Annotated in this window: 10 protein-coding genes; 4 read left to right on the forward strand and 6 right to left on the reverse strand. The window is 43.7% G+C overall.

Translation table 11 applies throughout. The features are described 5' to 3' along the window. Positions 1-130: 130 nt before the first annotated feature. From MSG37_RS06410 to torR, 3 genes are all read left to right on the forward strand, one after another. Positions 131-955, forward strand: coding sequence for an ion transporter (locus MSG37_RS06410; protein ID WP_248469754.1), 825 nt, complete (start codon positions 131-133; stop codon positions 953-955). 285 nt (positions 956-1,240) lie between these two features. After that, positions 1,241-1,957, forward strand: a complete 717-nt coding sequence (locus MSG37_RS06415) for a TorF family putative porin (RefSeq protein ID WP_248469932.1) — start codon at positions 1,241-1,243, stop codon at positions 1,955-1,957. 201 nt (positions 1,958-2,158) lie between these two features. Further along, positions 2,159-2,869, forward strand: a complete 711-nt coding sequence (gene torR, locus MSG37_RS06420) for a two-component system response regulator TorR (RefSeq protein ID WP_248469755.1) — start codon at positions 2,159-2,161, stop codon at positions 2,867-2,869. A gap of 21 nt (positions 2,870-2,890) precedes the next feature. Here torR and torT read toward each other — a convergent pair whose 3' ends face one another. Then, a complete protein-coding gene (gene torT, locus MSG37_RS06425) occupies positions 2,891-3,946 on the reverse strand; it encodes a TMAO reductase system periplasmic protein TorT (protein WP_248469756.1) in 1,056 nt (351 codons plus the stop codon). Between the two features lie 116 nt (positions 3,947-4,062). Between torT and torS the strand changes: the two genes are divergently transcribed. Further along, on the forward strand, positions 4,063-7,254 hold the full coding sequence (gene torS, locus MSG37_RS06430; RefSeq protein ID WP_348984455.1) for a TMAO reductase system sensor histidine kinase/response regulator TorS: 3,192 nt from the start codon (positions 4,063-4,065) through the stop codon (positions 7,252-7,254). Positions 7,255-7,475: 221 nt separating this feature from the next. Here the strand turns inward: torS and torD are convergent, their stop codons facing one another. The 5 genes from torD to MSG37_RS06455 form a co-directional block, all read right to left on the reverse strand. Next, positions 7,476-8,141: a molecular chaperone TorD gene (gene torD, locus MSG37_RS06435; RefSeq protein ID WP_248469758.1), complete on the reverse strand. Its 666-nt coding sequence runs from the start codon at positions 8,139-8,141 to the stop codon at positions 7,476-7,478. Beyond that, positions 8,138-10,630 carry a trimethylamine-N-oxide reductase TorA gene (gene torA / locus MSG37_RS06440; RefSeq protein ID WP_248469759.1) on the reverse strand — a complete coding sequence of 831 codons (2,493 nt, stop codon included), beginning with the start codon at positions 10,628-10,630 and terminating at the stop codon, positions 8,138-8,140. Before torA ends, torD begins: the two co-directional genes overlap by 4 nt. Before the next feature lie 14 nt (positions 10,631-10,644). Continuing rightward, positions 10,645-11,823, reverse strand: a complete 1,179-nt coding sequence (gene torC / locus MSG37_RS06445) for a pentaheme c-type cytochrome TorC (RefSeq protein WP_248469760.1) — start codon at positions 11,821-11,823, stop codon at positions 10,645-10,647. A gap of 39 nt (positions 11,824-11,862) precedes the next feature. Then, entirely contained in the window at positions 11,863-12,033 is a 171-nt protein-coding gene (locus tag MSG37_RS06450; RefSeq protein ID WP_248469761.1) for a periplasmic nitrate reductase, NapE protein, read from the reverse strand. Between the two features lie 301 nt (positions 12,034-12,334). Continuing rightward, a complete protein-coding gene (locus tag MSG37_RS06455; RefSeq protein WP_248469762.1) occupies positions 12,335-12,724 on the reverse strand; it encodes a DUF2956 domain-containing protein in 390 nt (129 codons plus the stop codon). Positions 12,725-12,842 lie beyond the last annotated feature (118 nt).

The following is a 12,842-nucleotide window of genomic DNA, read 5'->3' on the forward strand; positions in this document are numbered from 1 at the left end:
AGCCTTGCTTATTAAACTGCGCGATCTTTTGTTTTTACAGGCTAACTCTTGGCTTGGTTAAGCTAACTTTTGGCTTGAGTTGCCTTGCTACACCCATAATCTTAATTTATTGCATATATAGGAGCACAACGTGCTTGCGAATGTTTCTGGCTTACAGTCAAAACTAAAAAAAATTGATAATAGTAAGTTTTTTCAAGGCTTCATTATTTTCGTTATTGTGGTTTCTGCCCTGTCTATTGGCGCGCATACCTACCATTTACCAAGCTGGATGGAGCAAAGCTTAGCGCTGTTAGATATTGGTATTACGGTGTTTTTTGCCATTGAAATTGTGATCCGCTTCTTAGCTAGCGATGGCCCGAAACGTTTCTTTAGTAACGGCTGGAACGTATTCGATACCATTATCGTGATTGGTAGTTTAGTGCCAGCGGGTGGCTCAGCTATCTTGCTGGCACGTTTGCTGCGGATCTTCAGAGTGCTGCGTCTAGTGTCGATGATTCCAGAGCTAAGAATGCTAGTGAACGCCCTGTTAAAAGCCATCCCTCGTATGGGCTATATCGCATTATTGATGTTTGTGATTTTCTATATTTATGGCGCGATTGGCAGCATGTTCTTCGCCCATGTGAATGACTTTTTATGGGGCGATGTGTCGGTTGCCATGCTGACTCTATTTAGGATCTCTACCTTTGAGTCATGGACTTCAATCATGTATGAAACTATGGCGGTTTATCCACTTAGTTGGATCTACTATCTAAGCTTTATCTTTTTAACTGCGTTCGTATTTTTGAATATGATGGTGGGCGCAGTGCTAGATGTAATGACTCAAGAAACCGCTGCAATGCGTGGTGAAGATGCGCCTGAAAATGAACAAGATAAACCTGCTAGTGCTGCTGATGTTGCGGAGTTAAAACAGCAAATTGAAGAGCTAAAAGGCTTACTAATGAGTAAAGCTAGTTAATAGGCTTGTTCCTGTTACTTGGATTCCTTTTGTTCATATTTTTTCATATTGTTGGTTTTTTAATTCATATCTACTCTCAAGGTTGTTAATAACTTGAGAGTACGCTTTACCCAATTTAGATAAAAGCTTAGATGAAACCTAGGTTGAAAGCTGAGGTAAAAAAGTAAATTAGTACAAGCTAAAGCTGGTAAGCTTAGACTAATTAATACCTTAAGTTGAATATTTAGTTTAATAACTTAGATCGAAAATATTGGGATAATGATTATGAAGTTTACACATGCACTTATGTTAGGCAGCTTAGCAATGGCAAGTGTTGGCTCTGCAGTGGCTGCAGATGACAACGAACTATTGGGCGGCCAAATTAGCGGTAACGTAAAATTTGCGACTGACTATGTTTTCCGTGGTGAATCTGAAACTATGGACGGCGATGTGCCAGTGGTACAAGGTACCTTAGGCTGGGCAAATGATGACGGCTGGTACACAGGTGTATTTGCATCAAACATTAAGTTTGCTGACCCAAATCTAGAAATCGTTACCGCGCCATACATTGGTAAAGCGGGTGCATTTGGCGACAGCGGCTTTACTTACGATGTTATGGTCTTCTCATATCTTTATCCTGGCGCTTCATACTCAAATTACACTGAGTTATGGGTGCGCGTGGCTAAGCAATTTGGCCAAGCTAACATTCAGTTAGAAGTGACTCCAACATTAGATGATTGGTTTGGCGTTGATGGTTGGCAAGGCGTGAACTATGCGGTTCATCCGAGCTATGATTTCAACAATGGCGTAAAACTATCAGGCTCATTCGGCTATCAAGATCTTGATGGTGAAGGTGCAGAAGGTTGGACACACTGGAACTTAGGTGTTGAGGCAAACTATGTCGGTCTAACGTTCGATTTACGCTACCACGGTAGTTCAGTTGACGAATCGCATCTTGTTTATGGCACTCAAACCGAAATCTTTGATGACCGCGTTGTTTTCGGTGTTAGCAAAAGCTTCTAATCTTAGCTGCTAGATAAATTATTAAAGCCAACTTAAGTTGGCTTTTTTGTATCTGGATTTTGCCTTTTATCTCTTTGACTTTGTGACGATTTATTACTTGCTACCGCAACTGCTCGCTTTACGTGCTAACTTGTGTATATTATGTGCCGCGTTTATGCAGACACTTTTATAGATAAAAGCGGTTTAGGGTTGAGGTGATATATGGCATACCGGGTACTGGTTGTTGATGATGAAGCCGTCATTAGAGCTAGGTTAAAAGGTTATTTTGAGAAAGAGGGCTATGAAGTGCTCGAAGCTCAAGATGGCGATCAAATGTGGTACGAGTTTAATCGTCAGCACATTGACTTGGTGATGCTGGATATTAATCTGCCGGGCGTTGACGGCTTAAGCTTGGCGCGCGAGTTGCGCAGTAAAAGTCATGTGGGGATTATCTTGGTGACAGGCCGAGATGAAACTATCGACAAGATTGTTGGCCTTGAAATGGGTGCCGATGATTACGTAACAAAACCGTTTGAACTCAGAGAGTTATTGGTCAGAGTTAAGAATTTACTGTGGCGCATGTCTTTAGTGAAAAAAGCCGTTGCTGATAGCGCTGAGCAAGACGACCCGAATGATAATATCATCGCATTTAACGACTATGTGTTAGAGCTTAATAGTCGCCAATTGAGCCATAACGGTGAGCAAATCAAGCTGACCAAAGCGGAGTTTGAACTGTTAACTGCATTTTCACTGCATCCGCAACAAGTGTTATCCCGTGAGCGTTTAATGATGCAAACAAGTCACCGAAATCAAGACGTTAACGACCGTACGATTGATGTAATTATTCGAAGGCTACGTAATAAGTTGTCTGCCGAGTTGTTTGTTACTGTGCACGGCGAAGGCTATTTATTTGCCGCTAAGGTTAAAGATTAAGGCTTAGTCGGTCGAATAAGCTTAATCAGTATTTACCCGATAAATAGGGTAATAGTCAGCTGGCGGTAAACTGGTTTTTAGCACATTTGGGTTGATGTGATTGGGATAAAGGCTTTGGATCTCAGGTCCTATATCGCCAAAAGGCTTTGCGCCTTGCAGCTCCCTGACAGTGATATCAACAGCCAGTTTACCTTGTAACACGACTTGATCGTCATTGCTAAACTCAACCTTGCCGCGATAAATCCCTCGAAGTACCGCAGGTGATAAATAACTGCTGATAAGCTTAACTTTATCTGTGAGTTGATATTGCCTAACAATGCTAATTCCCGCCTCAACAGCAACTGCGCTACCTAGAATATAGTCTGGTGTTTGTTTATCTAATAGCGCTTCGAGCTCATCTCGATACAGGTTGCGATTATTATCAGCATGGTGCACAGCACTAACTGTTACTTGGCTTCCCTTTAACGTATCGATAAGTCCTTGTTCAACCGAGTCGCTGCCACCTAATTTGTCTGGCCCGGTTAATAAGGCGATAGTCAGAGGTTTATTGCTCACTTGCTTAACATGTTCAGCAGCTTTTACGCCCATTTGATACCAGTTTACGCCGATCCGAGTGGTAACTTTATCGTGACTTAAACGGTTCACTAACGCTGTAATAGGTTTAGTGATTGGCTTAGAGTAATCTTTTAAAAGGTTTGGGCTTACGCTGCCAATAATAATGGCGTCAAAGTCTTGCTGCATGCAGTTATCTAGTTGGCTTAGCTGCTTATCTAAACCATAGTAACTGCCCGCTTCGTAGAGAGATAATTGTAAATCTAGCTTTTTAGCTTGCTGCACTAAACCGTAATTTATACCGGTCCAATAAGTATCTTTAAGGTGCGGCACTAACACGCAGATCCGCCAAGCTTGCTGAGCTTCTTTTAGTGGGCTTAGGCTCAGCGCTTTGCTTTGCTGAATGGTTTTTCCATAAGGGGTGCGTTGCTCTAACGACCAAGCCTTGGTTTCTACTGCGTTAACCAGCGGACTTAATATGATTAAGCCTACAAGAAATATTTGCTGCTGTAGAAGTTTGACCATGGTGAGCATCCCTATGAATCGCCAATTGGGCTTAAATTGAAAAAGTATTAGCCCATTGGAATTGATTAAATCTTTAATGCAATTGGTATAGTATTGTATCAGCTTAATAGATAACAGTGAGTGTATTGTTTTTGCTTAAATCCTCTTTGCCGAAATTGTCCTTATCAAGAAAAAGCCTGATTGGTCGACTCATGTTGGCATTTGGTTTGTTGGGCTCATTGTTATTACTGTTAGTGACGTTAGGAAGCATTAGCTTACGTGGCTTGCAAGAGGCTGATAAGTATCTATATAACCGAGCGTTACCGGCATCAGAAGCCGCAAGTCAGTTGGCGTTATCGAGTAGCGCATTGGCTGAAAACGCCAAGCAGTTAGGGCTGACAGAAGATGAATCTCAGCGGCAGTTTGTTGGCCGCAAGCTGTCAATTGAAAGTGCCACCATGTTAGGTGAAATCAAAATTTTAAAGGAGCTTGAGGTCAATTTTGACTTTAGCTTGGAGCAAAGCGCGTCTGAGATCATTGTCGATATCTCCAAGCTTGGCGAGCAGGTGGGGCGTCGTATTGCGGTGAGTCGTGATCTGCAGCAGCAAGGTAAAGCTTTAGTCGATGCGGCCAATAAAAGTACCGAGCTATTACTTGCCGAGCTAGCGATAGTCGATTCAGGTATTTTATCGAAATTGAGTTTGGCTTACCCCGATGCTGTTGGCAGCGAAAAAACTGCGCAACTGCTCGATACCCTAATTGAGCAAGATCTTGATACTCAAGAACGGTTAAATCGCGGCCTTAAAATTGTGCACAACATTGCCTTGATTGGACAGATGTTTCAGTCGCCGGAGCTTGAGTCTGGTATTTACACATTACTGGGTGATATAGGGACGAGCTCAACCCAAGTGGTTTACGACATTCCACCACAACTTGCAGCTCCAAGCGATAAAACAGCCAGTCAACATCAGCAGGATAAATTTGCTAAGGCGGTAGGCGATGTTGAAGTTCGCTATTTATCATCGCTCACTAGCTTAGCCAAAATTGTGCGCGATCCTAACCGTACCGATGCGCTATTAAAGCAATTTGGCGTACTGCAAAAGCTGCCTGAAAGTATTGCGTTGCAGCAAGAATATACTCAGTTCAACCGAGCGCAAGAGCTGCAATTACAGAAAATCACCGACAAACTCGATGTGCTAAATGAAGTGGTCGCTACAGCCATGCAGTTTCAGCGCCTTGAGGCTGAAAACGCTAGGCACGAATATTTAAAGCAATTGAGCTGGTCTAAAGCCGGGCTTTGGGTTACTGGGCTGCTTATGTTTTTAGTGATTTTTGTGGTGGTTTATAAAGTGATCTATAAAGGGATTGCTTTGAAACTCGATGCTGCCACCAAGGCGTTAGCCCAGCTGAGTTTAGGTAATACGGCAGTAACCATTGATACCCAAGGTGATGATGAGCTAGCGGCTATGGCAAGTGCCATTAAAGCTTTTAAGCAAAAAACTGATCATAACCATAAGTTACAGGCCGAGCTACGAGAGACTGCAGCAGAATTATATGAGCATAAACAAGCGCTTGAAGCCAAAGTTGAAGCGCGAACATTAGAGCTCGCAGAAGCGAATATTCAGCTCGATAAAGAGTCTAAAGGCCATGAGCTTGCCCGTGATATGGCAGAGCAAGCTAACCAAGCTAAATCATTATTCTTAGCCACCATGAGCCATGAGATCCGCACGCCGCTTAATGGCTTATTAGGCACGCTTACTTTACTCGGGCATTCAAACTTGCCACCTGCTCAGCAGCAGATGTTAGCACTGTCGCAGTACAGCGGCACCTTGCTGCAAACGGTATTGAATGACATTTTAGATTTCTCTCGCCTTGAGCAGCGCAAGCTCGCTAATGAACCACGAGCAGTGGATATTAATGAGCTATTAGATCAAGTGGTTGCGATTATGCTTGCCGGAGCAGGCCTTGCTGGTTTAACCCTAAGAGCTATTCATGAAAATCTGCCTAAATGGGTTTTTATTGATGGGCCTAAGCTTAGGCAGGTACTGCTCAACTTACTGGGTAATGCGATCAAATTTACCCCTCAAGGCCGAGTAGAGCTGATAGTTGAAGTGCAAGATAAGCAGCTGTTATTTAAAGTACAAGATACGGGTGTTGGCATTGATTCTGCCGCGATGAAAAAGCTGTTTAAAGCCTACAGCAATGAGTCGAGCAAAGGCCGAGATCGCGGTACAGGATTAGGTCTTGCCATAAGTAAGCAGCTGGTTGAACTGATGAACAGTGATAGCAGCAACTACTGTAATAGCCAAATACTGGCATCAGATGTGGTACTGAGTGACGCAGGGGTATGGGTAAACAGCGAAGTCGGTAAGGGCAGTTGTTTTGGCTTTAGTTTACCGCTAGTAATTTGTGATTGCCCCGATATTGAGTTGCAAACTCAAGCACAAAAAGTCGCGGCAAAACATGTGTTAGTTATTGAAGACAATAAAATTAATGCCATGGTCGCTCAGGGCTTCTTAGCCCATTTAGGCCACAGTTCGGAACTTGCTAAAAGCTGTGAGGCTGCGCGGCAAACTTATACTGTTGCTACTGCCAAGAAGTTTGATGCCATTATGCTCGATATTCAACTTGGTGATGGTTCAGGTGTTGAGCTTCTTGCGGAGCTGCAAACGGTTAATCAACAGGCTGGGCATCAATTGGAAATTGCCGCCTTTACCGCGCAATTACAAGCCGATGATATGCAGCATTATCAAGCAAAAGGCTTTAACTTGGTATTGATGAAACCGCTAGATATGCAGGCGTTATCAAACTGGTTAGGCAGCGCCGACCCTATCGTTGCTAAAGAGCCTTCAGCCAGCAAAGAGCCATCAGCTAGTCATGAGCCATCAGCCAGTAATGAGCCTTCAGCCAATAGAAAGCCATCAGCTAGCAATGAGCTTTCAGTTGGAGAAAAGCTTTCTGTCAGTGAAGAGCCTTTAGCCAGCAAGGAACCCTCAGAACCGCTGCTAGATACTTCTCAGCTTGAGCAAGATCTGGCTTATCTGGGAATAGAAACTGTGCAAGAGCTGGCCCAATTATTTGAACAAAGCAGCGAAGTACATTTTAAAGGTTTGCTGCAGCAAGACGCAGATGTGAAACATATTCTGCATGCATTAAAAGGCAGCAGTGCCAATATCGGCCTTAGTGCACTATCGGCAAGATGTAAGCAATTAGAGCTGCTAGGGTTAAGCCAAAGTGCGTATCAGCAAAATGAACACCAAGCGCTTGATGAGCTAAGAGCGGACTCTATTACTGCTTTGCATATGTGGATAGCACAGCAACAAAGTTAAGCGCTTTAATCCTTATTTAGGATTAAAGCGCTAATATCAGTAATTAAATCGTGGAGTTAGCAGCCGGTATCGACTGAGCTAATAACCGGTGTGCCCGCTGTTTTCCAGCGATAGATAAAAGCTGTGACTAAGCTTGTCGTGAACTAAAAGTAATACATAACAAAAATGCCGCCCATGATGATCATGGGCGGCATTTTATTTGATGCTTTTAATGCGCTAGCTTAGTGGCTTTCGCTTTCAAGCCATTCAGCGTCTGACTTCACCCAAGCATAGGTGAGGCGAACTAAGGCTTGATAAAAATTACCTGTATCAACCTCTGTCACTTTAGTTACAAAGTTGCCTAGCCAGTTAGCTAAGTTAGCCTTTATAAAGCTGAGTTGCTCGGCTTCATCACTATGAGTACAAAGGTGAGCAATATAAGCCAGAATCACAGCAATGTGGTCTGCAGGCTCTGGAAACTCACTTTGTACTTGCAGTTGACTCTGTTTTAAAAACTGAGTCATCTGCTGATGCTGTTCACCAAAGAGCAGTGGCTCATCGCCTTTCTTAGCTGGCTTATCTGTTAAATATAAGCTGGCGTAAGGTGATGCACTGTATTTAGTCCCGACTAAGAACAGACCGCAATAATCAGCAGCAAGTTCCAGTAATGCTTTATCTGTATTGAGCTTAGCAAGCTCAGCGACTAAAACATCCACGTCAGCTTTAAATTCAGCTTCGCTACCCAGTTGCGCCCAAAATTGTTTGGCTTGATCACTGGTTAAATCGTGTAGCGTTTTATGGTCAATTTCTTTGGCAAATAATGACGAAAGTAATTGATAAATCGTACTTCTAACCTGATCTACTGGGTTAACTTCAACTGTCTCTGTGTTCACAGCATCTTTTATCATAATGCAATCTCAACCGGGCCGCTAAATGAACTTACTGCAGGTACTTTACCTTGATACTTTTCGTAGTCAACAAGACAAGTATAAGCAGAACAAGCCTGTGCAAGCTTAGAGGTACCAATGTCTAAAGTTAAGGTATTTGGATCGCCGTAACTACAGATTGCACCAATTTTTGCGCCGCCTTCTTTGCTGCCGTCTTCACCCACAGGGCCGTACCAAGCACCCTCTTCGATACGGATAACGCCACGAGGGAATTTTTCCGATACCACAGCACCAGCCAGTAACTGCCCGCGGTCGTTAAACACGCGTACAATGTCACCTGATTTAATGCCACGTTTCTTAGCATCTTCAGGGTTTAGGTATACAGGCTCGCGACCGTTAACAGTGTAAGTTTCACGGAACTCTTCTGATTCACACATTTGTGAATGCAGACGCTTGTCTGGGTGGCAAGACTGCATCCAAATTGGGTGCTTGTCTGAACCTGGACCGCCATGGCTACGTTCTGCTTTTTCCATCCAAGTTGGGTGGCCTGGGCAGTCATCGTATTCATATTGAGCAATCTTACGGCTGAAGATCTCAATCAAACCTGATGGTGTACCAAGTGGGTTGATCTCTGGATCATCTCTAAATGCCGCGTGACGTACCCAAGGCTTACCTTCGCCAAAGTATACGTAACCTTCTTTCCAGAACTCTTCGAACTCAGGCATTTCAAACTTGCCGGCGTTGGCAGCTTTACAGTCGTTGTATAGCTTCACTAACCAGTCATGCTCAGTCATGCCGCGAGTGTATTCTTTCTCTTTACCCAGTAGTGCAGCAAAGCGAGTGAAGATCTCGAAGTCTGAAAGACTTTCAAATAACGGCTCAACCATTTTCTGCATTGCAAGCAAACCACGGTTTGCATATGCGCCGTAGATGTCGATGTCATTACGTTCAAACGTGGTACATGCAGGCAGTACTATGTCTGAGAAACGACAAGTTGCCGTCCAGTTCATATCGATCGATACGATGCACTCAAGCTTGTGGAACGCTTTCTTCATGCGGTTACGATCTTGGTGATGGTTCCATGGGTTGTTACCTGAGAACACCATCATCTTAATGTCTGGATACGTCACTTTAGAGCCGTTTGAGTCAATGGTTTTACCAGGCTCTAGGATTGAGTCAATCCAACGCGCAACTGGAATAGTGTTGCTCGCGCCTTTGAAATCATTGCTATCAAAAATAGGCTTCTGGCCTTCATCAAGGTTACGTGGGAACGCACCTGGCGCCGCAGCACCTGAAGATGGAACACCAATACTTGAGTAGTGGTGACCATAGCTAATACCGCCGCCTGGTAGGCCGATTTGGCCAATCATGGTTGCAAGTACCGCTGCCATCCAGTAAGGCTGCTCACCGTGTTGTTGACGCTGAATACACCAGCCCATCAACATCTGGGTGCGATCTTTAGTCATTACCTTAGCAAGGTCACGGATGATTTCTGCTGAAACACCAGTGATCTCTGCTGCCCACTCAGGTGTTTTCTCAACACCGTCAGTTTGGCCCTTAATGTAAGGTAAGAACTTATCGAAGCCTAAGCTGTAACCTTCAATGAACTTAGTGTCATGAAGGTTCTTTTCTACCATTTCGTGAGCAATACCTAGCATTAGCGCTACGTCGGTTTGCGGATTAATGTAAAGTTGCTCACAACCTAGGTATTGCTGTGTTTTCGTGACGACAGGGTCAATACTGATCACACGAATTTCGCCTTTGGCTACTTTCTCTTTTAACTGAGCAAGGTAAGCGTAAGACTCATGTGTTTCAGCGTTCCAGCCGACTTGTAGGTTCTTGTATGGATCATTCGACCATAAAATGATGGTTTTAGAATGCTCCAGAATTAACGACCAAGAGGTACCTTGAGCGTAAACTTCAGTAGAACCTAAGATGTAAGGCAAAATGGTTTGGCCTGCACCTGTTGAATAGTCACCAATCTTCTTAACGAAGTTACCGTGCATGCCTACCGCGCGTTGCATGTGGCTGGTGCTTGAGTGCAACTGACCTGTTGCGCGCCAACCTGTTTGCCCTGCGTGTAGTCCTGATGGACCATACTTAGTTTGCACTTCATCAAGTGAATCTTTAAATAGGCGTAATGCCTTATCCCAAGTCACACGTACAAAGCGGAAATCACCGCGTTGTGTGGTATCGCTTTGGTGACCTTTTAATAAAAAGTCTAAGCGTACCATTGGGTAGCGAACGCGTGATGGGTTGTAAACTAAGCCCTTAATACCGTTGATCATATCTGTTGGATACATATCGGTATCGAAAGGTTTAACTTCAGAGATCACGCCGTTCTTGCGCTTCATCTTGAACGCACCGAAGTGCGCTCCTGTGGTTAGCCAGCCGTCAGATGCATCTGCACCAGCTGCCGCTAAAGCGTTTAGTGGCGCAAGTACTGATGATCCGCTAAGTACGACATAAGATGTTCCTACTAAGCCTTTTAGAAAGTCTCTTCTGTTCATTACGCTATGTCCTATTAGTGAGCTGACTTATCGAAAGTTGATGAATGCTCTTGTAAATACTTTTGTACCAAAGCCTGTGTATCTTGATCCATGTTGACGAATGCGATCATGCCTTGGAACATACCTGGCCATGTGTTGGCATCAAAATGCGCTTCAGCTGGCTGAGTGTGACATACACTACATGCTGTGCTGTATGTGCTACGAGCGTAATCCCATAGTGGTTGCAGATCAGTTAGCAAGTAGTCAGTATCAGTCCAGATATCTGCTTCAACACGTTGCCATTTTAGGCCTGTCATTGGATCTTCTTTCTCTTCGAAAGTCTTAATCACACCTTCTTCAAGCGCAGCATCTTTAGTTAGCTGAGCCGATAGAATGTTTAAGCCAAAGTCGTAGTAGATCACGCGGCCTGCACCGATTTTCTTTCTCCAGCCAGTGATACCAATCTTAGCTCGAGTGCCTTTCACTTCTAGTACTTTTACTTTAGTCGCAATGTTAAGTGTACCTGCTTCAACGTCAGTTTTTTCGTTGAAGAATAAAGGCTTAGTTAGTGCAGTAAAGTAAGTTTGACCCACTTGAACACCGCTAACACCACGACCCACTTCTGCGATTAACTCTGGTGCACGAGCGGTACCCATTTCAGGTAGCTTGTGCGCAATACCTTTGTGGCAATCAACACAGCTTTGGTCTAGCTCTGCAGCGCGCTTCATTTGCTTAACGGCTAGCTTAGACATGCTGTCCCAGTCCATTGAATCGTACTGGTGACAGTTTTTACATGCTGCTGACTTATCACGGTCAAAACGTTTCCACTCACGGCTTGCCATTTCAAGACGCTTAGCTTCAAACTTCTCAGGCGTATTGACGGTGTTAAATAACCAACCGTATACGTCGTGAGAGGCTTCTAGTTTACGAGCAATTTTACGGCCATAGTCATGGGGTACGTGACAGTCTGGACATGTTGCACGAACGCCTGAGTGGTTTGAAAAATGCACTGTCTGCTGCAGTTCTTGGTAAGGCTTACTTTCCATGCTGTGGCAGCTGATACAGAACTCTTCAGTGTTAGTCGCTTCAAGTGCAGTGTTAAAACCGCCCCAGAAGATAATGCCCATTAGAAAGGCAGAAATACTGACACTTCCTAAGGTTAGGTATTTAGCTGGTTTAGTCAGTGTGCGCCAGATGTTAAGTAACCATCTCATAACGGCATCCTCGTAATAAATTTAAAAATGTAATTGAAATTAGTGAGACGCAACGCCACTAAATGTAAGCATGATCCAGATAACCAAGCCGTAGGCGCTAACAAATGTGGCGGCTAATGCTGGAAATAGAATGAAGATGATAAAGCCTACAGCCTTTAGTTCATCTTTCTTGTTGCTAACGTGTTCTTTTGGGGGACATTGCTCAGTCATGACTGTGTGCTCCGGCTAATCGATACTTTTTGATTAAGGTAAGTATAGTTAGTTAATGTGAATAGCGATGAGGGCATCAATGAATGAGATAAGACAACTTATGACAAAATATGAATGGATTTCTCATCATGTATTTTATTATTAATTTAGTCTTAATTTTATATCAGTTTTAGCTATATTTTTAAATGCTAAATAATGTTTCTTGCCATAAAAAAGCACCAAAAATAGTCAAGGTAGACTGATTTTTAGTGCTTAATTGTTCGGTTTGTCGAGAAAGAGGATTGCTACAAAGCCAAGCGCTTTATTGCGTAAATACGATGTAGGCGATAAAACCAATCCAACTTAGGGTGAGCAAACCCCAAGGTAGGTAAGGGCTAGCAGCTCTATCTTCAATATTGCTATGGTCTTGTTCGGCGATGTTGGCCTCGCGCGCTTTGGCACGATTTTCTTGTTTGCGTGCTTTATCACGCTCTCTGGCCTTACCTTTTTGCAACTTTTTGTATTCGGCAATGCCTTTTTCAATGCCTTGGGCAATCAACTTAGTTTGCTCTTTGGTTTGTCCAGGCTTCTGTGTCGATTTAGCGACTTGTAGTGCTTCTGTTTTGGTTTCGTCAGAAATTGCTTTTTTTGCGGCTGATGTTTGCGCGCCAGATTTTTTATTGGATGCTTGATTTGTTTGGGTTGTTGCCATGGGTATTTGAATGCTTAGCGAAGAATAAGCGCACTATATCAGCTCTGCTTAGGGATGTGCAGTGCACTGCCAGATGCAAAGATTAAACATGATTTAGAAGCAGTTGTGGATGCTTATT

It is taken from the genome of Shewanella sp. 1CM18E (genome assembly GCF_023161665.1).
GTDB lineage: Bacteria > Pseudomonadota > Gammaproteobacteria > Enterobacterales > Shewanellaceae > Shewanella.

What these genes read in the sequence shown, in the direction of transcription:
- MSG37_RS06450 (WP_248469761.1), bottom strand. Translation starts at nt 12,033, where the DNA reads ATGACTGAGCAATGTCCCCCAAAAGAACACGTTAGCAACAAGAAAGAT.
- torT (WP_248469756.1), bottom strand. Translation starts at nt 3,946, where the DNA reads ATGGTCAAACTTCTACAGCAGCAAATATTTCTTGTAGGCTTAATCATA.
- torC (WP_248469760.1), bottom strand. Translation starts at nt 11,823, where the DNA reads ATGAGATGGTTACTTAACATCTGGCGCACACTGACTAAACCAGCTAAA.
- torA (WP_248469759.1), bottom strand. Translation starts at nt 10,630, where the DNA reads ATGAACAGAAGAGACTTTCTAAAAGGCTTAGTAGGAACATCTTATGTC.
- torR (WP_248469755.1), top strand. Translation starts at nt 2,159, where the DNA reads ATGGCATACCGGGTACTGGTTGTTGATGATGAAGCCGTCATTAGAGCT.
- torD (WP_248469758.1), bottom strand. Translation starts at nt 8,141, where the DNA reads ATGATAAAAGATGCTGTGAACACAGAGACAGTTGAAGTTAACCCAGTA.
- MSG37_RS06455 (WP_248469762.1), bottom strand. Translation starts at nt 12,724, where the DNA reads ATGGCAACAACCCAAACAAATCAAGCATCCAATAAAAAATCTGGCGCG.
- MSG37_RS06415 (WP_248469932.1), top strand. Translation starts at nt 1,241, where the DNA reads ATGTTAGGCAGCTTAGCAATGGCAAGTGTTGGCTCTGCAGTGGCTGCA.